We start from the raw sequence: 22,940 nt of genomic DNA on the forward strand, positions 1-22,940 counted from the left end.
TCCACCGATTTCCCCACCCTGCGCGCCGCCCCTGCGCGCCATCCCTGCGCGCCGTCCCTGCGCGCCGCACCGACCGTGCCGGGCAACGGCCCGGCCCTGGACGGCGGGTTCAGCGGCAGGCGCACCCTGCGCTCGCCGGGGCGCCCTCCGCGGTGGCCTGACCGGTGCAGCAGCCGTCACCGGCGCCGTCGGGGTCGGCGCTCTCGCCGAGCGTGTCGGCGTCCGCCTTGACCACGTAGACCTCCCAGGGCTCCCGCCCCGGACCGTGGACCCACACCTTGTCCTGGAGTGCGTAGCAGCAGGAGGTGTCGTTCTCCTCGAAGGTGGCCAGGCCGGCGTCCTTGAGCCGCGTGGTGGCCGCGTTGACCTGGTCGGTGGACTCGACCTCGACGCCGAGGTGGTCAAGGCGCGTCTCCTCGCCGGGCTCGCCCTCGATGAGCACGAGCTTGAGCGGGGGTTCGGTGATGGCGAAGTTGGCGTAGCCCTCGCGCCGCTTGGCCGGTCCGGTGCCGAACAGCTTCGCGTAGAAGGTGATCGACGCTTCGAGGTCGCTGACGCGCAGGGCGAGCTGAGCACGGGACATGACGGGGCTCCCGACTGCTTGCATTGATGTCTGCCGATATCGAGCTTGCCCCTTGGATCGAGATCCGTCAACATAGACGCATGTCGAAGCAAGAGCGCCTGATGATCTGCCAGGTCGACGGCGCCTCCGGCTGCTGTCCCGGACTGGCGGCCGCACCCCTGGACGACGTCCGGGCGGCCGAGCCGGCGAAGCTGATCGAACGCCGAAGCACCATCATCTGATCCGCCGGCACTGCATCCATGCAAAAGACCCCCAACCAGATCGGTTGGGGGTCTTCGTGCTGGTGGGGCTAACAGGATTTGAACCTGTGGCCTCATCCTTATCAGGGATGCGCTCTAACCAACTGAGCTATAGCCCCGCCGCGCTCTGCGGAGTGTGTCCCGCGCGCTGACTCCTGAAGATTAGCGCACGACGCGGGCAGTCCCAAAATCGATAGTCACGGGGCCTCGGCCGGGCTGCGGGACCGTGCTGACGAGCGAGGTCACTCGTCCTCTGCGAGGGTCAGCTCGACGCCGCCGACGAAGCCCGCGGAGAGGTTGTAGATGAACGCGCCGAGCGTCGCGAGGGCCGTCGCGAGGACGACGTCGATGACCGCGATGATCGACGTGAACATCAGGACGTGGGGGAGCGACAGGAACGACTGGAGGTCGAAGCCGTTCGACTCGTTCGAGCCGGTCGCCTCCGAGATGGTGCCGCCGACCGTCGAGAACACGCCCATGGCGTCCATGACCATCCACAGCATGGCCGCCGCGACGATCGTGCAGATGCCCAGCGCGATGGAGAGCAGGAAGCTCACCTTCATCACCGACCACGGGTCGGCCTTCGCCACGCGCAGCCGCGCCTTGCGCACGCGGGGCGTGGTGCGGGCGCCCGTCCGCGGCCGGCGCACCGTGTCGGCCGCCGGAGGCGCCTGGGTGGGATAGGCCTGCGGCGGGTGGTAGGGCCCCGCGGGCTGCTGCGGCTGCCGTTCGCCGGGAAGCGGCGATGCCTCCTGCTTGCTCTGCGCGCCTCGGGTGTCCGTCACGGTTCCCCCCTGAGTCCCCTGAGGGCCCTTGGATCCTGCCTGAGAGGTCTGGGCGGCCGGCCCGCCGGAGGATCCCGGGGATCCCTTGGGCGGCCGCGGGCCGGTGGAGGGCGAGGGCGAGTCGGCGGCGGGGGCCTTGATGGCCTTCAGCTGGGTGGTGTGGGTGTCGGCCGCACGCCCCTCGGCATCCCCCGCGCCCCGCGCGTCGGTCGTCCGCGCGTCCCCCGCCGACGCGGCGGAGCCACGGCCGCCGCCGTTCTTGCCCGTGCCGGCAGACGTACCGGCGCCCGTGGCTCCGCTCACGATGACTCTCTCCTCGTGCTACTCGGCCGAGGGCGACTCACCCTCGTCCGTGCCGGCGGTCGTGGCCGCCTCGGCGGTGTCGTCCACGGCGATCCCGCCGTCGACCTCTTCCGCCTCGCGCCCCGCCTCGGCGTTACGGGCGATGCCGACGACGGCATCGCGCTTGCCCAGGTTGATCAGTTGAACGCCCATGGTGTCACGGCCCGTCTCCCTGATCTCGTTGACTCGCGTACGAATCACACCGCCGCCCAGCGTGATGGCGAGGATCTCGTCGGTCTCCTCGACCACCAGCGCGCCGACGAGGGAGCCACGGTCCTCGACGATCTTGGCGGCCTTGATGCCGAGGCCGCCGCGACCCTGGACGCGGTACTCGTCGACGGCGGTCCGCTTCGCGTACCCGCCGTCTGTGGCAGTGAACACGAACGTACCGGGTCGAACAACATTCATCGAGAGGAGCTGGTCTCCCTCACGGAAGCTCATGCCCTTGACACCCGAGGTGGCACGGCCCATGGGCCGCAGACTTTCGTCCGTGGCCGTGAACCTGATCGACTGTGCCTTCTTGCTGATCAGAAGCAGATCGTCGTCCGCCGAGACGAGTTCGGCTCCGATCAGTTCGTCGTCGGAACCGTCCTCCGTCTCACGGAGGTTGATCGCGATGACCCCACCGGAACGCGGCGAATCGTAATCCTTCAGAGGCGTCTTCTTCACCAAGCCGCCCTTGGTGGCCAGGATCAGATAGGGCGCCACCTCGTAGGTGCGGATCGCGAGGATCTCGGCGATCGCCTCGTCTGGCTGGAAGGCCAGCAGGTTCGCGACGTGCTGACCGCGCGCGTCCCGCCCGGCGTCCGGCAGTTCGTACGCCTTCGCCCGGTAGACGCGGCCCTTGTTGGTGAAGAACAGCAGCCAGTGGTGCGTGGTGGAGACGAAGAAGTGGTCGACGATGTCGTCTTCCTTGAGCTTCGCTCCCCGTACGCCCTTGCCGCCGCGCTTCTGCGCCCGGTAGTCGTCCGTCTTCGTGCGCTTGACGTAACCGCCGCGCGTGACGGTGACGACGATGTCCTCCTCGGCGATCAGGTCCTCGATGGACATGTCGCCGTCGTAGGGCACCAGCATCGTCTTGCGGTCGTCGCCGTACTTCTCGACGATCGCGGCGAGTTCGGCGCTGACGATGCCGCGCTGACGGACCGGCGAGGCGAGGATCGCGTTGTACTCGGTGATCTTCGCCTGGAGTTCGTCGTGCTCCTGGATGATCTTCTGACGCTCCAGGGCGGCCAGCCGGCGCAGCTGCATCTCGAGAATGGCGTTGGCCTGGATCTCGTCGATCTCCAGGAGCTCCATCAGGCCCGTGCGCGCGATGTCGACGGTGTCGCTGCGCCGGATCAGCGCGATGACCTCGTCGATGGCGTCCAGGGCCTTCAGCAGGCCCCGCAGGATGTGCGCCCGCTCCTCGGCCTTGCGCAGCCGGAACTTCGTCCGGCGGACGACGACCTCGATCTGGTGCGCCACCCAGTGGCGGATGAACGCGTCCAGGGACAGCGTGCGCGGGACGCCGTCGACGAGCGCCAGCATGTTCGCGCCGAAGTTCGTCTGCAGGTCGGTGTGCTTGTACAGGTTGTTCAGCACGACCTTGGCGACCGCGTCCCGCTTGAGCACGATGACCAGGCGCTGGCCCGTGCGCGAGGACGTCTCGTCGCGGACGTCCGCGATACCGCCGATCTTGCCGTCCTTGACCAGGTCGGCGATCTTCTGCGCGAGATTGTCCGGGTTGACCTGGTAGGGCAGCTCCGTGACCACCAGGCACTGGCGGTTCTGGATCTCCTCGACCTCGACGACCGCCCGCATGGTGATCGAGCCGCGGCCCGTGCGGTAGGCCTCCTCGATGCCCTTGCGGCCCACGACGAGCGCGCCGGTCGGGAAGTCGGGACCCTTGATGCGCTCCATCAGCGCGTCCAGGAGCTCCTCGTGCGAGGCCTCCGGGTTCTCCAGGTACCACTGGGCGCCGGAGGCGACCTCGCGCAGGTTGTGCGAGGGGATGTTGGTCGCCATGCCGACCGCGATGCCGGCCGAGCCGTTGATCAGCAGGTTCGGGAAACGGGCCGGCAGGACGGTCGGCTCCTGGGAGCGGCCGTCGTAGTTGTCCGTGAAGTCGACGGTCTCCTCGTCGATGTCGCGGACCATCTCCATCGACAGCGGCGCCATCTTGCACTCGGTGTACCGCATGGCCGCCGCCGGGTCGTTGCCCGGGGAGCCGAAGTTGCCGTTGGAGTCCACCAGCGGCATGCGCATCGACCACGGCTGCGCGAGGCGCACCAGCGCGTCGTAGATCGAACTGTCGCCGTGCGGGTGGTAGTTGCCCATGACGTCGCCGACCACGCGGGCGCACTTGTAGAAGCCGCGCTCGGGCCGGTAGCCGCCGTCGTACATGGCGTACAGGACGCGGCGGTGGACGGGCTTGAGGCCGTCGCGGACGTCCGGCAGCGCACGCGAGACGATCACGGACATCGCGTAGTCGAGGTAGGAGCGCTGCATCTCCGTCTCGAGCCCGACGGGCTCGATGCGCATGACGATGTCGCCGCCCTCTTCAGGGCTGACGGGGGTGTTCTCGTCGGTCATTGCTGGGGGGAATCCTTTCTGACGCGGTCAGCTGAGACCGACTCAGATGTCGAGGAAGCGGACGTCCTTGGCGTTGCGCTGGATGAAGGCGCGGCGCGCCTCGACGTCCTCGCCCATGAGGACCGAGAACAGGTCGTCGGCCTGGGCGGCGTCGTCGAGGGTGACCTGGCCGAGGACGCGGTGCTCCTGGTCCATCGTCGTGATGCGCAGCTCCTCGGCGTTCATCTCGCCGAGGCCCTTGAAGCGCTGGATGGAGTCCTCGCGCACCCGCTTGCCGCGCTGACGGCCCATCTCGATCAGTGCGTCGCGCTCGCGGTCGGAGTACGCGTACTCGATGTCGTCCCGGCCCCACTTGATCTTGTAGAGGGGCGGACGGGAGAGGTACACGTGACCGGCCTCGACCAGCGGCCGCATGAAGCGGAACAGGAAGGTCAGCAGCAGGGTGCTGATGTGCTGGCCGTCGACGTCGGCGTCCGCCATCAGGATGATCTTGTGATAGCGGAGCTTCTCGATGTCGAAGTCCTCGTGGACCCCGGTGCCGAAGGCGGAGATCAGCGCCTGGATCTCCTGGTTCTGCAGGATCTTGTCGATCCGCGCCTTCTCGACGTTGAGGATCTTGCCGCGGATCGGGAGGATCGCCTGGTACTGCGGGTTGCGGCCGGACTTGGCCGAGCCGCCGGCCGAGTCGCCCTCGACGATGAAGATCTCGCACTTGGTGGGGTCGTTCGACTGGCAGTCGGACAGCTTGCCCGGCAGGGACGCCGACTCCAGCAGGCCCTTGCGGCGCGTCAGGTCGCGCGCCTTGCGGGCCGCCACGCGCGCGGTGGCCGCCTGGATGCCCTTGCGGACGATGTCCGCCGCCTCGACCGGGTTGCGGTCCAGCCAGTCGTTGAGGTGCTCGTAGACCGCCTTCTGGACGAAGGTCTTGGCCTCCGTGTTGCCCAGCTTGGTCTTGGTCTGGCCCTCGAACTGCGGCTCGCTCAGCTTGACCGAGATGATCGCCGTCAGACCCTCGCGGATGTCGTCGCCCGTGAGGTTGTCGTCCTTCTCGCGCAGCAGCTTCTTGTCGCGCGCGTACTTGTTGACCAGGTTGGTCAGCGCCGAGCGGAAGCCCTCCTCGTGGGTGCCGCCCTCATGCGTGTGGATGATGTTGGCGAAGGAGTACACGCCCTCGCTGTAACCGCTGTTCCACTGCATGGCGACCTCGAGGGAGAGGCTCTTCTCCTTGTCCTCCGCCTCCAGGTCGATGATCGTCGGGTGTACCGCCTCGCCCTTGCGGGAGTTGAGGTACTTCACGAAGTCGACGATGCCGCCCTCGTAGTGGTACGTGACGGTCTTGACCTCGTCCTTCTCGTCCGCACCCGCCTCGTCCGCCCCGGCGGTGGCCTTCGCCGACTCGCGCTCGTCGGTGAGCTTGATCGTCAGGCCCTTGTTGAGGAACGCCATCTCCTGGAAGCGCCGCGACAGCGTCTCGAAGGAGTACTCGGTGGTCTCGAAGATGTCGGCGTCGGCCCAGAAGGTGACCGACGTGCCGGTCGCCTCGATGGCCTCGTGCTTGGCCAGCGGCGCCGTGGGGACGCCCATCTTGTAGTCCTGCGTCCAGCGGTGGCCGTCGGTGCGGACCTCGACGGCGACCTTGCTGGACAGGGCGTTGACGACGGACACGCCGACGCCGTGCAGACCGCCGGAGACCGCGTAGCCGCCGCCGCCGAACTTGCCGCCCGCGTGCAGCACGGTCAGGACGACCTCGAGGGCCGGCTTGCCCTCGGAGGCCACGATGCCCACCGGGATGCCTCGGCCGTTGTCGGTGACCCGCACCCCGCCGTCGGCGAGGATCGTCACGTCGATGGTGTCCGCGTGGCCGGCCAGGGCCTCGTCGACCGAGTTGTCGACGACCTCGTACACCAGGTGGTGCAGACCGCGCTCGCCGGTCGAGCCGATGTACATACCGGGTCGCTTGCGGACCGCGTCCAGACCCTCGAGGACGGTGATGGCGCTGGCGTCGTACGAGGCGGTGACCTCGTGGCTCGAGGTGCTCGCCTCGCTGTTCACGCCGGCGTCGGTGGACGGGATGTTCTCGTTGGGGTTGCCGGAATCGGCCACGAAGCGCCCTTTCTGGCACAGCACTAGCCAGGCTCTGGGGACCCCTCCGGGGAGGGTTGCCGGAGCGGCTGCGGCATGTTGCGTTGGTCAGCCTTGATCAGCGTTGCTCGACTTCTCCCGGGCGGTCCCCACGTTCGGGGCGGGATTGGCTTCCAGTCTACCGGTAGCACTGACACTGATGGGGGTTTGCCGGTACCTGAGTCCGCATGTGCCGCCCTCAACCGGCGTCTTCCGGGTCCCGATATACGGAAGGGGGCTCCAAGAGGCTCACAGCGGCACTCAGCGCTTTCGGGTGTCAACCCTTGGCTACTTGGGAGTCAGGTCGCCGCGCGCCCCCGCGGGCGGGCGCGCGAAACGAGGGCCGGGCGGTCCCGTCGGGACCGCCCGGCCATGCGAAGACGTGATGCACCTCACCCGTAGGTGTCGCCCGGACCGGTGCTTCCGGGGGCCCTCAGGGGCCCGTAGCGGCGCACGGGGCCGCCCGGGCCCAGCACCTTGATCAACCGCACCGCGCCGTGCCCCAGATCCTCGTTGAGCCGCGCGACCAGCGTCGGGGCGAGCAGCCGCAGGTTCGTCGCCCAGGCCGTCGAGTCACAGCGCACGATCAGCGTCCGCTCCTCGTCGTCGTACCTCTCGGGCACACAGTGCTTCGCCACGTCCTCGCCGACGATCTGCGGCCAGCGGCCCATCACGCCGCCCACCGCGGCCGGCGCCTCCCAGCCGCGCTCGTTGAGCAGCCGGTTGATCGCGGCGCCCAGCGCCATCGGGTCGCGGCCGTCCGCGCGCGCCCCGGAGCGCAGCCCGGCCCCGCGCCGGACCTGCTTCTTCTGCTGCGCCGCGTCCCCGCGCGCGCGTGCCTGTTCCCGCGCCGCCCTGAGCGCCACACGCGCGAGGTCGACGCCGGACGGCTCGGGCGCCCGCTTCGGGGCGGGCTCGTCGGCGGCGCTCATACGCGCTCCACCGTCCCCTCGGACACCGTGTACCGCGCCCCCGCGAGCACCTGGGGCACGTCGTCGTCGACCGCGGCCGTCACCAGCACCTGCTCGCCGGGCGCGACCAGCTCCGCCAACCGCTCCCGCCGGCGGGCGTCCAGCTCGGCGAAGACGTCGTCCAGGACGAGGACCGGCTCGTTGCCCTCCGCCCGCAGCAGGTCGTACGAGGCCAGCCGCAGCGCCAGCGCGTACGACCAGGACTCGCCGTGCGAGGCGTACCCCTTGGCCGGCAGCTGTCCGAGCTTGAGCAGAAGATCGTCCCGGTGCGGCCCGACGAGGGTGACGCCCCGCTCGATCTCCTGCTTGCGGGCCTCCGCGAGGGCTGCCGTCAGCTGTTCGTAGAGGTCGTCACGCGTGTGCGCCTCACCCGGCGCCGACGGCTTGTACTCCAGGGACACGGGCCCGCCGCCGGGCGCCAGCTGCTCGTACGCCTTGTCGGCGAGCGGCTGGAGGGCGGCGACCAGGTCGAGTCGCCGGGCGAGCAGCTCGGCGCCCACGCGCGCGAGATGCTGGTCCCACACGTCGAGTGTCGACAGGTCCATGGAACGGCCGCCGTGCCGGCGCGCGAGCGCGGCCGACTTCAACAGCGTGTTGCGCTGCTTGAGCACCCGGTCGTAGTCCGAGCGCACCCCGGCCATCCGCGGGGAGCGCGCGGTGATCAGCTCGTCGAGGAAGCGGCGCCGCTCGCCGGGGTCGCCCTTGACCAGCGCGAGATCCTCCGGCGCGAACAGCACGGTCCGTACGATCCCCAGCACGTCACGGGGTCTGACCTGCGACGACCTGTTGATACGGGCCCGGTTGGCCTTGCCCGGGTTCAGCTCCAGCTCGATCAGCTGCTGCCGTTCGCCCTGTCTGACCTGCGCCCGGACGATGGCGCGGTCGGCGCCCATGCGGACCAGCGGCGCGTCGGAGGAGACCCGGTGGCTGCCGAGGGTGGCGAGGTAGCCGACGGCCTCGACGAGGTTCGTCTTGCCCTGCCCGTTGGGGCCCACGAAGGCGGTGACGCCCGGGTCGAGCGGAACTTCGACCCGGGCGTACGAGCGGAAGTCGGCCAGCGACAGATGCGTGACGTGCATGGTCGTGTCCCGACCTCCCCCAGGGTTGTGGATCGCGGGGCGACCCTGTGGATTACTTCTTCTCGACGGCGTGGCCGCCGAACTGGTTGCGCAGCGCGGCGATCATCTTCATCTGCGGCGAGTCGTCCTGCCGGGAGGCGAACCGCGCGAACAGGGAGGCCGTGATCGCGGGCAGCGGCACGGCGTTGTCGATGGCCGCCTCGACCGTCCACCGGCCCTCGCCGGAGTCCTGGGCGAAGCCGCGCAGCTTGTCGAGGTGCTCGTCCTCGTCGAGGGCGTTGACGGCCAGGTCCAGCAGCCAGGAGCGGATGACCGTGCCCTCCTGCCAGGACCGGAAGACCTCGCGCACGTCCGTGACCGAGTCGACCTTCTCCAGCAGCTCCCAGCCCTCGGCGTAGGCCTGCATCATGGCGTACTCGATGCCGTTGTGGACCATCTTGGCGAAGTGGCCGGCGCCGACCTTGCCCGCGTGCACCGCGCCGAAGTCGCCCTCGGGCTTGAGCGCGTCGAAGACCGGCTGGACCTTGGCGACGTGCTCCGCCTCGCCGCCGTACATCAGCGCGTAGCCGTTCTCCAGGCCCCAGACGCCGCCGGAGACACCGCAGTCGACGAACCCGATGCCCTTGGCGGCGAGCTCCTCGGCGTGCTTCTCGTCGTCCGTCCAGCGGGAGTTGCCGCCGTCCACCACGACGTCGCCGGGCTCCAGCAGCTCGGCGAGCTCGTCGACGGTCGACTGGGTGGCGGCGCCCGCCGGAACCATCACCCAGACCACCCGGGGACCCGTGAGCCTGCCCACCAGCTCTTCGAGGCTGTGGACGTCGGCGAGGTCCGGGTTGCGGTCGAATCCGACGACGGTGTGGCCGGCGCGGCGGATCCGCTCGCGCATGTTGCCGCCCATCTTGCCGAGGCCGACGAGACCGAGCTCCATCAGTTGTTCCTTAGGTCGCTGTGTGACGTGTGGGACACCTCGTGCCCCGGGTCCGAGCCTAGACCCGGACCCTCACGCACACCTGTGGGCATACGCGCTCAGACGTACCACCCATCTCGCCGCTCACCTGCGGCTTCGTCCACAGTCCGTGGACCGTTCGGCCACAGCCTGTGGACGACCTAGGGCGACCGGGCCGCCGACCGCTCAGCCGCTCAGCCGCACCGGCATGATCAGGTACTTGTAGGCGTCGTCCGCCTCCGCGTCCAGCGCGGGCTTGCCGCTGAGCAGCGCGGGCTTGGTGGACGTCGTGAACGACAGCTGGGCGACCGGCGAGTCGATGGCGCTCAGGCCGTCCAGCAGGAAGGTCGGGTTGAAGGCGATCGAGATGTCGTCGCCCTCGAGCTGGGCGTCGACCCGCTCCACAGCCTGTGCGTCGTCGCTGGAACCGGCCTCCAGGATGAGCACGCCCTGCTCGAAGCTGAGTCGCACCGGGGTGTTGCGCTCCGCGACCAGCGCCACGCGCTTGACGGCCTCCACGAAGGGGGCGGTCTCGATCACGGCGACGGAGTTGAACTCGGTCGGGAACAGCGTGCGGTACTTCGGGAGGTCGCCCTCCAGCAGGCGCGTCGTGGTGCGCCGGCCCGCGCCCTCGAAACCGATCAGACCCTCGCCCGAACCGCCGCCCGACAGTGCCAGGGTGACGCTGTCGCCGCTCGTGAGGGCCTTGGCGGTGTCCAGGAGCGTCTTGGCGGGCACCAGGGCGACCGCGGACGCCTCGGGGTTCTCCGGCTTCCACAGGAACTCGCGGACGGCGAAGCGGTAGCGGTCGGTGGAGGCCAGCGTGACGGTGTCGCCCTCGATCTCGATGCGCACGCCGGTCAGCACCGGCAGCGTGTCGTCGCGCCCGGCGGCGATGGCGACCTGGGCGGCCGCGGAGGCGAAGACCTCGCCGGGGACCGTGCCCGTCGCGTTCGGCATCTGCGGCAGCGACGGGTACTCCTCCACCGGCAGCGTGTGCAGGGTGAACCGCGAGGAACCGCAGACCACCGTCGCCCGTACACCGTCTGTGGAGATCTCCACCGGGCGGTTGGGCAGGGCACGGCAGATGTCGGCGAGGAGCCGGCCGGAGACGAGGACCGTGCCCTCCTCCTCGGTCTCGGCGTCCACCGAGACCCGGGCGGAGACCTCGTAGTCGAAGCTGGACAGGCTCAGCTGCCCGTCCTCCGCCTTCAGCAGCAGGCCGGCGAGGACCGGCGCCGGCGGGCGGGCCGGGAGGCTGCGCGCCGCCCAGGCCACGGCCTCCGCGAGTACGTCGCGTTCCACCCGGATCTTCACTCTTGCCGCCTCCTGCTGTTGCCGGCGCTTCTCGCCCTGCCTGGCTTTCGTCGCTGTCTCGGTGTGGTCGGCCCCGGTGCGGGGCAGGACCACCGGGACCAGTCTGACGCACCGCACTGACAGTAGGTGCCCCTCGGGGTCAAGTCGTGACGAGGGGCAGACGGGCACCGAAGAGCGAGTTGTGCACAGGACCCCCTTCTAAACGGATTTCTCGCTCTCTCTAGTCGGGAGTAGTAGTAGGGGCTGTGGATACAGTGGATAACCGCGTTTCCGCAGCTCAGAGGCGATATTTTGTCCACCGACCCTGTGGGCGGAGCCGGTGGACAACCGGGGTCTTCTGTGGAGAACAGAAAGTTCTGCACACGCCGTGCACAGGACGGGGCGAGTTCTCCCCAGGTCCGTCCCCAGGTTCGGCGCCGTTTCCCACAGGGTGCCTCGGCACCTTCGTGTGACGCCTTTCACTCGACCCGGTGAGAACGCGCGGCGGGTTGCCGAACAGTGGACAGACATGTGGAGAAGCCGAAGATCGCTGGGGACAACCGGCCGCAGCCTGTGGGCAGTCGGTGGACAACTCCGTGCACAGGCTGTGGATCATTTTTTTATCCACAGCCTGTGGACATCCTTCGTCCACGAATCCACAACCAGGTGACCTGGTGAGATCCTCCCGCACCCCGTTCGCCTGTGGACACAGTCTGAACAACTTCCCGGTCCCCAGGGTGTGGACGGGAGAAAGTCGCCGAATCTGTGGAGAGAGGCCGTAACCCGGGCCCTTATTCGAACAGCAGGTGAGCGCTGTACGGCCGGCGTACGACGGGCGGATGTGCCGTGAGGGACCGCGGACGGCCCCCGATCGACCCGCGAAGGGGCGCGGACGGTCGTCATGGGGGCCGCGAAGGGGCGGCGAAGGGGCGGCGAAGGGGCGGCGAAGGGGCGGCGAAGGGGCGGCGGACGGTGGCGGGGCGGGCCTAAGAGGGACGGCGGGCAGTCGCGGAGCGGGCCCCGGAGGGACGCCCGGCGGTTCCCGGGCGGCCCGCGGAACGACGAGAAGCGCCCCCGGAGGCTTCTCCAGGGGCGCTTCTCGTCGAGCGGGCCACGCCGCTCTCCCGGCGCGGCACGCGATGGTGCTCTGCCCCGTGTCAGCCGTTCTTGATGCGGTTCGTCAGCTCGGTGACCTGGTTGTAGATGGAACGCCGCTCGGCCATCAGATTGCGGATCTTGCGGTCCGCGTGCATCACGGTCGTGTGGTCACGGCCGCCGAACAGCGCGCCGATCTTCGGCAGCGACAGGTCCGTCAGTTCACGGCACAGGTACATGGCGATCTGCCGCGCCGTGACCAGCGCGCGCCCGCGCGAGGTGCCGCAGAGGTCCTCGATGGTGAGGCCGAAGTAGTCGGCCGTCGCGCCCATGATGGCCGTCGAGGTGATCTCGGGGGCGGAGTCCTCGCCGCCGGGGATCAGGTCCTTGAGGACGATCTCCGTCAGGCCCAGGTCCACCGGCTGCCGGTTGAGCGACGCGAACGCCGTCACCCGGATCAGCGCGCCCTCCAGCTCGCGGATGTTGCGGGAGATCCGCGAGGCGATGAACTCCAGCACCTCCGGCGGGGCGTTCAACTGCTCCTGCACCGCCTTCTTGCGCAGGATCGCGATGCGCGTCTCCAGTTCCGGCGGCTGGACGTCGGTGGTCAGGCCCCACTCGAAGCGGTTGCGCAGCCGGTCCTCGAGGGTCACCAGCTGCCGGGGCGGCCGGTCGCTGGAGAGCACGATCTGCTTGTTGGCGTTGTGGAGGGTGTTGAACGTGTGGAAGAACTCCTCCTGCGTCGACTCCTTGTCCGCGAGGAACTGGATGTCGTCGACGAGCAGGATGTCCATCTCGCGGTACCGCTTGCGGAAGCTGTCGCCCTTGCCGTCGCGGATGGAGTTGATGAACTCGTTGGTGAACTCCTCCGAGCTCACGTACCGCACGCGCGTGCCGGGATAGAGGCTCCGCGCGTAGTGCCCGATGGCGTGCAGCAGGTGCGTCTTGCCGAGGCCCGACTCCCCGTAGATGAACAAGGGGTTGTAGGCCTTGGCGGGCGCTTCGGCGACAGCGACGGCGGCCGCGTGCGCGAACCGGTTGGAGGCGCCGATGACGAACGTGTCGAAGAGGTACTTCGGGTTCAGCCGCGCGGTCGGCTCGCCGGGACCGGCTGTCGCCGGCGAGTGCGAGGACGAGCCCGTGGACCCGCCCGCGCCGCCCTGGCCGGGGCCGGCCGGGCCGCCGCGGTGCGGGTGCCCGGGACCGGCAGAGGGTTCGGACAGCTCGCGCCGGCCGGGGTCGCGCTGGTCGTAGTCGGAGCGCGACGGCTCGTACTCCGCGCGCTTGCGGTCGTACGGCGGACGGTCCACAGGCTGGGGACGGTAGTCCTGGGACGGCGGGCCGTAGGAGTCCTGCGAGGGCGAGCCGTACGGGTCCTGGGCCGGGGGCCCGCCGTAGGAGTCGTGGGACGAGGGCGACGCGTAGGGGTCGCGCTCCGGGAAGCCGAGACGCTGCTGCTGCCAGCCGTACTCGTCCTGCTGCGGCCGCGGCCAGGCGCCCGGCTCGGGGCGCTGGTACTCCGACGGGTAGGCGGGGCGCGCGGTGGGCAGCTGGTCCGGGCGGGAACCGGACTGCTGGTCGGGGCGCGTGCCGGGCAGCTGGTCGCCGGGCCCCGAGGGCAGCTGGTCGGCGCGGTGCCGGCCGTAGCCCTCGTAACGGCCCTCGTACGCGGACTGGTTCCCGGACTCGTACCGGCCGTCCTGGCCGTCGTAGGGCCCGGCGGGAAGCTCCGGCTCGTCGTAGCGCGCGTGCTGCTGTGCGGGCGGCGCCGGCGGGGACGCGGGCTCGCCGACCGAGTCGTCGACGGTGATCGCGATACGGATCGGGCGGCCGCACTCGCGGCTCAGCGTCTCACTGACGATCGGCGCGAGGCGGCCTTCCAGAACGGTCTTGGCGAACTCGTTCGGCACGGCCAGCAGGGCGGTGTCGGCGACCAGCGCGAGCGGCTGGCAGCGGCGGATCCAGCGTTCGTCCTTCACCTCGACGCCCTGGGCACGTCCCTCCCCGAGGAGCTGCTCCAGTACTCGTGGCCACACTGCGGCAAGATCGGCAGGCACGTCAGCCACAGGGCACGCTCTCTCGTGGGTCCCACGAACGTGTGAGTGTGGGACGGTCGGGATTCATATCGGGCGGGGCAGGGACAACGGAACGAATCGGAGTTCAGCCACGGTAGTCAGGCCGACGGGTACGGTTCAAGTTGTTGTCCCCAGGCTGTGGACAGTGTCTCCCTGTGACCGCCGGTTTGACCGGATGGCGTAGCCGCGCGTACCGTAACCAGGTCGAGTTGTCGATGGCTGCTGCCGCCTGCCTCCGATGGGCACAGATCGCGTCAGGTGATCGGGAAGCGGTGCACTCGGGCGTTGACCGCGAGCTACCTCGTGGGCGCACGGTGACAGCCAGGACGGCACCCCGCCACCACCGATTGATTTCTGGAGCCCCCGAGTGAGCAAGCGCACCTTCCAGCCGAACAACCGTCGTCGTGCCAAGACCCACGGCTTCCGCCTGCGGATGCGCACCCGTGCCGGTCGCGCGATTCTCGCGAACCGCCGCAGCAAGGGTCGCGCCAACCTGTCCGCCTGAGCCTGATCAGGTCATGACGTCGTGCTGCCTACCGAGCATCGGCTGAGGCGGCGCGAGGACTTCGCGACCGCGGTACGACGAGGTCGTCGGGCCGGCCGCCCGACCCTCGTGGTCCATTTTCGAAGCGGTGCCACGGACCCGCACGCGCCTGGGGAGAGCGCTCCCCCGACGCGTGCGGGTTTCGTCGTGAGCAAGGCTGTGGGCGGCGCGGTCGTGCGCAACAAGGTCAAGCGCAGACTGCGTCACCTGATGCGCGAGAGAGTCACCCGGTTTCCCCCCGGTAGCCTGGTAGTCGTACGGGCGTTGCCCGGGGCGGGCGACGCCGATCACGCACAGCTGGCCCAAGACCTGGATGCCGCCCTCGTACGGCTACTGGGAGGGGGCGCGCGATGAAGTACCCGCTGCTGGCTCTGATCAAGCTCTACCAGTGGACGATCAGTCCGCTGCTCGGGCCGGTGTGCAAGTACTACCCGTCGTGCTCCCACTACGGCTACACGGCCATCGACCGACACGGTGCGATCAAGGGAACGGCTCTCACCGCCTGGCGCATCCTGCGGTGCAACCCGTGGTCGCTCGGCGGCGTGGACCATGTTCCGCCGCGCAAGCGCCCGCGGTGGCACGAAATGTTGCGTGACGCCTGGCGTGCACGCAGGGGCGGGACCTCCGCCGCCGAAACGGCCACACAAGGCCCGACTGCCTCGAGCCCGGCCGCAGAGACACCGTCCCATGCCCAAGGAGCATGATTAGTGGACACGATTGCCAGCCTCTTCAGCTTCATCACGACACCTGTCTCCTGGGTCATCGTCCAGTTCCACAAGGTGTACGGGTCGATTTTCGGCCCTGACACCGGGTGGGCCTGGGGCCTGTCGATCGTGTCTCTGGTGATCCTGATCCGTATCTGCCTGATCCCGCTCTTTGTGAAGCAGATCAAGTCGACGCGGGCCATGCAGACGCTCCAGCCCGAGATGAAGAAGATCCAGGAGCGCTACAAGAACGACAAGGCTCGTCAGTCCGAAGAGATGATGAAGCTGTACAAGGAGACGGGCACCAACCCGCTCTCCTCGTGCCTTCCCATCCTGGCGCAGTCCCCGTTCTTCTTCGCCCTGTACCACGTGCTCAACGGCATCGCGACGGGCGACAAGATCGGCGTCATCAACGAGCAGCTGCTGGAGAGCGCCCGTAAGGCGCACATCTTCGGCGCTCCGCTGGCGGCGAAGTTCACCGACGGCTCGGCGAAGGTGGAGGCGCTCGGCGCCTCGCTGACGGACGTCCGCGTGGTCACCGCGATCATGATCGTCCTGATGTCGGCCTCGCAGTTCTTCACGCAGCGCCAGCTGATGACGAAGAACGTCGACACCTCGGTGAAGACGCCGTTCATGCAGCAGCAGAAGATGCTGATGTACGTCTTCCCGGTCATGTTCGCCGTCTTCGGCATCAACTTCCCCGTCGGTGTCCTCGTCTACTGGCTGACCACCAACGTGTGGACCATGGGCCAGCAGATGTACGTGATCCGCAACAACCCGACGCCGGGTTCCAAGGCTCAGGCCGCGTACCTGGAGCGCCTGTACAAGCACGTCACGCAGCACGGCAAGACCCGCAGCCGCAGCGAGAAGGCCATCGTCAAGGCCATCGTGGCCAAGGGCCGGGACCGCAACGACGCCGAGCGCAAGTTCATCAACGCTCTGACCAAGGTGGGCTTCGCCGCCCAGGCCGACGGCGCCGTGGTCAAGAGCGAGGCCCAGGCCGCCGCGCAGGCCGAGGACAGCGCGCAGACGAGCGCGGTCGCCAAGCGCCAACAGCCCAAGCGGCAGTCGAAGTCCCAGCGTCAGTCCACGGCCCCCAAGGCGGCCGGTGAGACCACCTCGCTGACCAAGTCCGACGAGCCGGAGGACACCAAGCCCTCCCAGGCCGCCGGCGACGCCAAGCAGGCCACGCCCAAGCCCGGCAGCGCCGGCCGCAGCAAGGCACAGTCCGGGCAGCGCAAGGGCGGCCCGCAGCGCCCCAAGTCCCCGTCCAAGAAGTAGAAGGAGCCCATCCCGTGACGGAAGGCACCACCTCCGCCGCCGCCGAGGGTGCAGACACCCTGACCCGCCTGGAGCAGGAGGGCGAGATCGCGGCGGACTACCTCGAGGGTCTGCTGGACATCGCCGATCTCGACGGCGACATCGACATGGACGTCGAGGCCGACCGCGCCGCTGTGTCGATCATCAGCGACGCGGGCACCCGTGACCTGCAGAAGCTGGTCGGCCGCGACGGCGAGGTGCTGGAGGCGCTGCAGGAGCTGACGCGCCTGGCCGTGCACCGGGAGACCGGCGACCGCAGTCGGCTGATGCTGGACATCGCGGGCTACCGTGCCAACAAGCGCGCCGAGCTCTCGGAGCTGGGCGCCAAGGCGGCCGCCGACGCGAAGAACAACGGCGAGCCGGTGAGGCTGAAGCCGATGACGCCCTTCGAGCGCAAAGTCGTCCACGACGCGGTCAAGGCCGCCGGCCTGCGCAGCGAGTCCGAGGGCGAGGAGCCGCAGCGCTTCGTCGTCGTGCTGCCCAACTGATTCGGTACGAACATCACCCCGGCCCCGTCTGTTGTGCAGACGGGGCCGGTCTTTGTCAGCCTGGTAGTTCTGGTGGTCGGCGCTCGAAGCGCTGATGCGGTACGGAAGGACGGTCCCCGTGACGGAGGCAGCGGAGCTCCCCTCTGCGCCCGATGTGGCACGCGAGGTATTCGGCGATCGCTTCGATGATGCGGTCCGATACGCCGAGCTGCTGGCTGAGGCAGGTGTGCAGCGCGGGCTCATCGGCCCGCGCGAAGTGCCTCGCCTGTGGGAGAGGCACCTGTTGAACTGCGCGGTGCTCTCCGAGGTCGTGCCGGAAGGTGTGACGGTGTGCGACGTGGGCTCGGGTGCCGGGCTGCCCGGCATCCCCCTGGCGCTCGTGCGGGAGGATCTGAAGATCACCCTGCTCGAGCCACTGCTGCGCCGCACCAACTTTCTCACCGAGGTCGTCGAACTTCTGGGCCTGGACCATGTGACGGTCGCCCGCGGCCGCGCCGAGGAGGTCATGGGCTCGATGCCATCGGTCCACGTGGTCACCGCCCGGGCTGTGGCGCCCCTGGACCGGCTCGCCACCTGGGGCATCCCCCTGCTGCGGCCCTACGGCGAGATGCTCGCCCTCAAGGGCGACACCGCCGAGGAGGAGCTGAAGAGCGCGGCCACCGCCCTGAGCAAGCTGGGCGCGGTGGGCACCTCCATCCTGCAGGTCGGTGAAGGCGTGGTCGATCCGCTGTCCACGGTGGTGCGGGTCGAGGTCGGCGAGAGCCCGGGCGGCGTGCGGTTCGCGGCCAAGCGGGCCAAGGCCGCGCGGACCGGCCGGACCCGGCGACGCCGCTGAGGCCTACTCCACACAAGCTGCCCATCCTCCTCGTCGCGGAGTGTCGCAACGGTCCGGCCGCAGGCGCTGTGCATCGTGTTTCACGTGAAACGTCGCTCACTGCTCCACGGCATCATCAGTCGCGGCCGCGCCGCGGCCGAACCCCGCGACCGCAAGCCTCTCGGTTCACTCGATGAGGTGCGCGAGTTGCCCACAGAGGCGGATTTCTCCACAGAAGACCAGGCCTCACTGGTTCACGACCCCGAAGACATGGGAGGCTCTGTTCATTGCGAGCCTGAAGTCGAGGAGAGTGAAGCCTTGCGGTCCGACGCCAACATCGCGGGACCGATGACCGATCCGGTCCCCGGTCCCCGTACCGAGTCGTTCGGGGAGGATGTTTCACGTGAAACACCGCCTCCGATGGATGACACCCCGATCGGTCGTGCTGCCCAACTCGCGGTGGAGGCTCTGGGCCGCGCCGGCGAGGGTCTGCCACGCCCTGAGCAGACCCGTGTGATCGTCGTCGCCAACCAGAAGGGCGGTGTGGGCAAGACGACGACGACCGTCAACCTTGCCGCGTCGCTGGCCCTGCACGGTGGTCGCGTCCTGGTGGTCGACCTCGACCCGCAAGGCAACGCGTCCACGGCGCTGGGGATCGATCACCACGCCGAGGTTCCGTCCATCTATGACGTGCTGGTGGACAGCCGCCCGCTTGCGGAGGTTGTGCAGCCCGTCCCCGATGTGGAAGGCCTCTTCTGTGCCCCGGCCACGATCGACCTGGCCGGCGCGGAGATCGAACTCGTCTCCCTGGTGGCCCGTGAGAGCCGGCTGCAGAGAGCGATCCAGGCGTACGAGCAGCCGTTGGACTACATCCTCATCGACTGTCCGCCCTCCCTCGGCCTGCTGACGGTGAACGCGCTCGTTGCCGGTGCCGAGGTCCTGATCCCGATCCAGTGCGAGTACTACGCACTGGAGGGACTGGGACAGTTGCTGCGCAACGTCGACCTGGTGCGGGGGCACCTCAACCCCACCCTGCATGTGTCGACCATTCTGCTCACCATGTACGACGGCCGGACGCGCCTTGCGTCGCAGGTCGCCGAAGAGGTGCGCACCCACTTCGGTGAGGAGGTGCTGCGGACGAGCATTCCCCGCTCGGTCCGCATCTCCGAGGCACCGAGCTACGGGCAGACGGTGCTGACCTACGATCCCGGATCGAGCGGCGCCCTCTCCTACCTTGAGGCAGCACGAGAGCTCGCGCTGAAGGGCGTAGGGGTCAGCTATGACGCCACGCACGCCCATATCGGCGCTCAGAACAACCCGAACATGGTGGAGGGCGTCCAGTGAGTGAGCGACGGAGGGGGTTGGGCCGTGGTCTTGGTGCGCTGATCCCCGCTGCCCCGACGGAGAAGACGCCGGCTCAAGCCGCGGTCGGCGGAGGGTCCACCTCCCCCGCAGCGGTGCCGGTGCTGACGACCGACCGGGGGGTGGCTGCGGCGAAGGTGGCCACACTGCCGGCTGTTTCACGTGAAACAGAGGAATCGTCCGCGAGCAGCGTCCTCGACACACCTGCGCCGCCCGTCGGCGCATACTTCGCCGAGATCCCCCTCGACCAGATCACGCCGAACCCGCGCCAGCCGCGTGAGGTCTTCGACGAGGATGCCCTGCATGAGCTCATCACCTCCATCCAGGAGGTCGGTCTCCTCCAGCCGGTCGTGGTGCGTCAGCTCGGCCCCGGGCGCTACGAGCTCATCATGGGCGAGCGGCGCTGGCGGGCCTGCCGTGAGGCCGGCCTGGAGGCCATCCCGGCGATCGTGCGAGCCACGGACGACGAGAAGCTGCTTCTGGACGCCCTCCTGGAGAACCTCCACCGGGCTCAGCTGAATCCGCTGGAAGAGGCGGCCGCCTACGACCAGCTGCTCAAGGACTTCAACTGCACGCATGACCAGTTGGCGGACCGTATCGGGCGGTCCCGTCCGCAGGTCTCCAACACTCTGCGCCTCCTGAAGCTCTCGCCGGCGGTTCAGCGCCGGGTCGCGGCCGGGGTGCTCTCCGCGGGTCACGCCCGGGCGCTGCTCTCGGTCGATGACTCGGAGGAGCAGGACCGGCTGGCCCACCGCATCGTTGCCGAGGGGCTCTCGGTGCGAGCGGTCGAGGAGATCGTGACCCTGATGGGCTCGCGTCCGCAGACGGCTCAGCGGGCCAAGGGGCCGCGCGCCGGCGGTCGGCTGTCGCCGGCGCTGACCGACCTCGCGACTCGCCTCTCGGACCGTTTCGAGACGCGGGTGAAGGTCGATCTCGGACAGAAGAAGGGCAAGATCACCGTCGAGTTCGCCTCTATGGAGGACCTCGAGCGCATCCTCGGCACGCTTGCTCCCGGAGAGGGGCCCGTGCTGCCGAAGGGCGTCACGGACGGCGGCGTGGAGGAGACGGAAGACTGAGCGGCGTCTTGGCCCGGGCAGTGTGGGGCTGAGGAGCCGGTGAGCGAGCCGTGTCCGGTTGTCTACCGGAACACGGCTCGCTCTTTGCTTGCGGGCAGTGTCGATGGTCTCGCATGGTGGATACGATGCGGAGGGGTTGTGGCGCATTCACCTGGCAGTACCTCGGAGCGGGAGGCGAGGGCATGCGAACGATGAGCCGGACCGGACTGGTGAGCGCAGGACTGGGACTGGGGGCAGTCGGCGGATTCGTCGGCAGTCTGCTCAGGGAACGGGGCGCTCTGACAGCCGCTCGCGAAGCCGCGGGCGAAGGAAGCGAGGAACAGCCTTCATGGGGCGTCGGCTCGTACCGCTCACACTGGACAACCTTCAGGACCTTCCCAGACGCTGTCGCTCGTGTGTCTTCTGGGAACTGGATCCCGTCAGGGGTGAGGCCGCGGTAAAGGCGGGGACATCCGCCCTGGAGAAGGAGTCCTGGATCTCCGCCGTCCTGTTGGACTGGGGATCGTGCGGCAGGGTCGTCTATGTCGACGACATCCCTGTGGGGTTTGTTCTCTACGCTCCGCCTGCCTACGTGCCCCGCTCGACGGCCTTTCCCACGAGCCCCGTGTCGCCGGATGCCGTGCAGCTGATGACGGCGTTCATCATGCCGGGGTACCAGGGGCAGGGACTCGGCCGTGTGATGGTCCAGACGGTCGCCAAGGATCTGCTCCGCCGGGGCTTCAAGGCGATCGAGGCGTTCGGCGACGCCCACTGGTCCGGGCCGGCCTGTGTGCTGCCTGCCGATCATCTGCTGGCGGTGGGCTTCAAGACGATGCGCTCGCACCCCGCGCATCCCCGCTTGAGGCTGGAGCTGCGGACGACGCTGTCCTGGAAGGAAGACGTGGAGATGGCACTGGACCGGCTGCTGGGGGCGGTCCAGAAGGAGCCCGCGTTGCGGCCTCTGTAGCGCGCCGTCGCGAGGCCCGGGGGGCTTTGGCGAGCTGATGTTTCACGTGAAACGTGTGTGGGCCGACCCTTCAGGGTCGGCCCACACACGTTTCACGTGTCCGCTTCGCGATGTCTCACGCGCAGAGCGTCATTCGGAGATGAAGGTCTCCAGGTCGCGTACGAGCGCGGCCTTCGGCTTGGCACCGACGATCGTCTTGGCGACCTCGCCGCCCTGGTACACGTTCAGGGTCGGGATCGACATGACGCCGTACTTGGCGGCCGTGGCCGGGTTCTCGTCGATGTTGAGCTTGACGATCTCGATCTTCTCGCCGTGCTCGGCGGCGATCGCCTCGAGGGAGGGAGCGATCTGGCGGCACGGACCGCACCACTCGGCCCAGAAGTCCACCAGGACGGGCTTGTCGCTCTTGAGGACGACCTCTTCGAAGTCGGCGTCGGTCACATTCTTCAGGGTGCCGGCCACAGGGGGCTCCTTACTTCTCTGTGCGGTGGGGCGGGGCGGGGGGTCAGACAGTGGTCTTCTCGGGCTCGGCCTGCTCCTCGTCCGCGAGCGCGGCCAGGTAGCGCTCAGCGTCGAGAGCGGAGGAACAGCCGGTGCCGGCTGCGGTGATCGCCTGGCGGTAGGTGTGGTCCACGACGTCGCCGGCGGCGAAGACACCGGTGAGGTTGGTGCGGGTGGACGGGGCGGCGACCTTCAGGTAGCCCTCCTCGTCGAGGTCGAGCTGGCCCTTGAAGAGCTCGGTGCGCGGGTCGTGGCCGATGGCGATGAACAGACCGGTCACCGCCAGATCCGACAGCTCGCCGGTCTTGAGGTTGCGCAGCTTCAGCCCGGCCAGCTTCGGGTCACCGTGGATTTCCGCGACCTCGCTGTCCCAGACGAACTTGATCTTCGGGTCGGCGAAGGCACGCTCCTGCATCGCCTTGGAGGCGCGCAGCGTGTCACGGCGGTGGACGATCGTCACGGACTTGGCGAAGCGCGAGAGGAACGTGGCCTCCTCCATCGCGGTGTCACCGCCGCCGATCACGGCGATGTCCTGGTCCTTGAAGAAGAAGCCGTCACAGGTGGCACACCAGGAGACGCCACGGCCGGACAGAGCGTCCTCGTTCGGCAGGCCGAGCTTGCGGTGCTGGGATCCGGTGGTGACGATGACGGCCTTGGCGCGGTGGATCGTGCCGGAGGTGTCCGTGACGGTCTTGATCTCACCGGTGAGGTCCACGGAGACGATGTCGTCGGGGATCAGCTCGGCACCGAACCGCTCGGCCTGGGCGCGCATGTTGTCCATGAGCTCGGGGCCCATGATGCCGTCCTGGAAGCCGGGAAAGTTCTCGACCTCGGTGGTGTTCATCAGAGCACCGCCCGCGGTGACGGCGCCTTCGAACACCAGCGGCTTCAGCGACGCACGCGCGGTGTACAGCGCGGCGGTGTAGCCGGCAGGACCGGAGCCGATGATGATCACGTTACGGACGTCGCTCACGGCTGGATTCCTCGTCTCTGGGGACTGCATCGGTCGAGCGGTGGGAGCCACTTGGACTCTCACCCCACCCAACGGATCCTAAGGGGCGCGCATTCCCGGTGTGTCC

The 22,940-nt window shown here is 68.8% G+C and carries 21 protein-coding genes and 1 tRNA gene; 10 read left to right on the forward strand and 12 right to left on the reverse strand.

Features of this window, described 5'->3' with window-relative positions; translation table 11 throughout:
- Positions 1–109 precede the first annotated feature (109 nt).
- Complete coding sequence (locus OHS82_RS21265) at positions 110–583, reverse strand: ArsI/CadI family heavy metal resistance metalloenzyme (protein WP_328434301.1); 474 nt, start codon at positions 581–583, stop codon at positions 110–112.
- A gap of 80 nt (positions 584–663) precedes the next feature.
- On the opposite strand from OHS82_RS21265, the gene OHS82_RS21270 reads away from it, so the two are divergent.
- Positions 664–804, forward strand: coding sequence for a hypothetical protein (locus OHS82_RS21270; protein WP_157876306.1), 141 nt, complete (start codon positions 664–666; stop codon positions 802–804).
- Positions 805–864: 60 nt separating this feature from the next.
- Here the strand turns inward: OHS82_RS21270 and OHS82_RS21275 are convergent.
- From OHS82_RS21275 to dnaA, 9 genes are all read right to left on the reverse strand, one after another.
- Positions 865–941 (reverse strand) — tRNA-Ile (locus tag OHS82_RS21275).
- A gap of 123 nt (positions 942–1,064) precedes the next feature.
- Positions 1,065–1,910, reverse strand: coding sequence for a DUF3566 domain-containing protein (locus OHS82_RS21280; protein WP_057576646.1), 846 nt, complete (start codon positions 1,908–1,910; stop codon positions 1,065–1,067).
- A gap of 18 nt (positions 1,911–1,928) precedes the next feature.
- Positions 1,929–4,523, reverse strand: coding sequence for a DNA gyrase subunit A (gene gyrA / locus OHS82_RS21285; RefSeq protein ID WP_057576644.1), 2,595 nt, complete (start codon positions 4,521–4,523; stop codon positions 1,929–1,931).
- Between the two features lie 42 nt (positions 4,524–4,565).
- Positions 4,566–6,626 (reverse strand): DNA topoisomerase (ATP-hydrolyzing) subunit B, encoded by a 2,061-nt coding sequence (gyrB, locus tag OHS82_RS21290; protein ID WP_199863710.1) that lies wholly within the window; start codon positions 6,624–6,626, stop codon positions 4,566–4,568.
- Positions 6,627–7,036: 410 nt separating this feature from the next.
- Positions 7,037–7,576 carry a DUF721 domain-containing protein gene (locus OHS82_RS21295; RefSeq protein WP_057576640.1) on the reverse strand — a complete coding sequence of 180 codons (540 nt, stop codon included), beginning with the start codon at positions 7,574–7,576 and terminating at the stop codon, positions 7,037–7,039.
- A complete protein-coding gene (recF, locus tag OHS82_RS21300; protein WP_057576717.1) occupies positions 7,573–8,694 on the reverse strand; it encodes a DNA replication/repair protein RecF in 1,122 nt (373 codons plus the stop codon). The genes OHS82_RS21295 and recF overlap by 4 nt, the downstream gene beginning before the upstream one ends.
- A gap of 52 nt (positions 8,695–8,746) precedes the next feature.
- Complete coding sequence (gene gnd, locus OHS82_RS21305) at positions 8,747–9,622, reverse strand: phosphogluconate dehydrogenase (NAD(+)-dependent, decarboxylating) (RefSeq protein ID WP_328434302.1); 876 nt, start codon at positions 9,620–9,622, stop codon at positions 8,747–8,749.
- Positions 9,623–9,826: 204 nt separating this feature from the next.
- Positions 9,827–10,957, reverse strand: coding sequence for a DNA polymerase III subunit beta (gene dnaN / locus OHS82_RS21310; protein ID WP_057576638.1), 1,131 nt, complete (start codon positions 10,955–10,957; stop codon positions 9,827–9,829).
- Positions 10,958–12,093: 1,136 nt separating this feature from the next.
- Positions 12,094–14,097 (reverse strand): chromosomal replication initiator protein DnaA, encoded by a 2,004-nt coding sequence (dnaA, locus tag OHS82_RS21315; RefSeq protein WP_079041074.1) that lies wholly within the window; start codon positions 14,095–14,097, stop codon positions 12,094–12,096.
- Between the two features lie 376 nt (positions 14,098–14,473).
- On the opposite strand from dnaA, the gene rpmH reads away from it, so the two are divergent.
- From rpmH to OHS82_RS21360, 9 genes are all read left to right on the forward strand, one after another.
- Complete coding sequence (gene rpmH / locus OHS82_RS21320; RefSeq protein WP_018846094.1) at positions 14,474–14,611, forward strand: 50S ribosomal protein L34; 138 nt, start codon at positions 14,474–14,476, stop codon at positions 14,609–14,611.
- A gap of 21 nt (positions 14,612–14,632) precedes the next feature.
- Complete coding sequence (rnpA, locus tag OHS82_RS21325; protein WP_079041073.1) at positions 14,633–15,004, forward strand: ribonuclease P protein component; 372 nt, start codon at positions 14,633–14,635, stop codon at positions 15,002–15,004.
- Positions 15,001–15,354 (forward strand): membrane protein insertion efficiency factor YidD, encoded by a 354-nt coding sequence (gene yidD, locus OHS82_RS21330; protein WP_057576633.1) that lies wholly within the window; start codon positions 15,001–15,003, stop codon positions 15,352–15,354. The genes rnpA and yidD overlap by 4 nt, the downstream gene beginning before the upstream one ends.
- Positions 15,355–15,357: 3 nt before the next feature.
- Complete coding sequence (yidC, locus tag OHS82_RS21335; RefSeq protein ID WP_057576631.1) at positions 15,358–16,635, forward strand: membrane protein insertase YidC; 1,278 nt, start codon at positions 15,358–15,360, stop codon at positions 16,633–16,635.
- A gap of 14 nt (positions 16,636–16,649) precedes the next feature.
- Positions 16,650–17,162: a Jag family protein gene (locus OHS82_RS21340; RefSeq protein WP_057576629.1), complete on the forward strand. Its 513-nt coding sequence runs from the start codon at positions 16,650–16,652 to the stop codon at positions 17,160–17,162.
- 118 nt (positions 17,163–17,280) lie between these two features.
- On the forward strand, positions 17,281–17,997 hold the full coding sequence (gene rsmG, locus OHS82_RS21345; RefSeq protein ID WP_057576627.1) for a 16S rRNA (guanine(527)-N(7))-methyltransferase RsmG: 717 nt from the start codon (positions 17,281–17,283) through the stop codon (positions 17,995–17,997).
- A 249-nt stretch (positions 17,998–18,246) separates the two neighbouring features.
- Positions 18,247–19,320, forward strand: coding sequence for an AAA family ATPase (locus OHS82_RS21350; RefSeq protein WP_079041088.1), 1,074 nt, complete (start codon positions 18,247–18,249; stop codon positions 19,318–19,320).
- The gene (locus OHS82_RS21355; RefSeq protein ID WP_057576624.1) at positions 19,317–20,414 is read left to right on the forward strand and encodes a ParB/RepB/Spo0J family partition protein; all 1,098 of its coding nucleotides are present in this window, start codon (positions 19,317–19,319) and stop codon (positions 20,412–20,414) included. Before OHS82_RS21350 ends, OHS82_RS21355 begins: the two co-directional genes overlap by 4 nt.
- A 328-nt stretch (positions 20,415–20,742) precedes the next feature.
- Positions 20,743–21,360 carry a GNAT family N-acetyltransferase gene (locus tag OHS82_RS21360; RefSeq protein WP_266722820.1) on the forward strand — a complete coding sequence of 206 codons (618 nt, stop codon included), beginning with the start codon at positions 20,743–20,745 and terminating at the stop codon, positions 21,358–21,360.
- 129 nt (positions 21,361–21,489) lie between these two features.
- On the opposite strand, the gene trxA is transcribed toward OHS82_RS21360, so the two are convergent.
- Positions 21,490–21,822 (reverse strand): thioredoxin, encoded by a 333-nt coding sequence (trxA, locus tag OHS82_RS21365; RefSeq protein WP_057576621.1) that lies wholly within the window; start codon positions 21,820–21,822, stop codon positions 21,490–21,492.
- Positions 21,823–21,865: 43 nt separating this feature from the next.
- Positions 21,866–22,834, reverse strand: coding sequence for a thioredoxin-disulfide reductase (gene trxB / locus OHS82_RS21370; protein ID WP_057576619.1), 969 nt, complete (start codon positions 22,832–22,834; stop codon positions 21,866–21,868).
- Positions 22,835–22,940 lie beyond the last annotated feature (106 nt).

Origin of the sequence: Streptomyces sp. NBC_00425, assembly GCF_036030735.1 — a bacterium.
GTDB lineage: Bacteria > Actinomycetota > Actinomycetes > Streptomycetales > Streptomycetaceae > Streptomyces.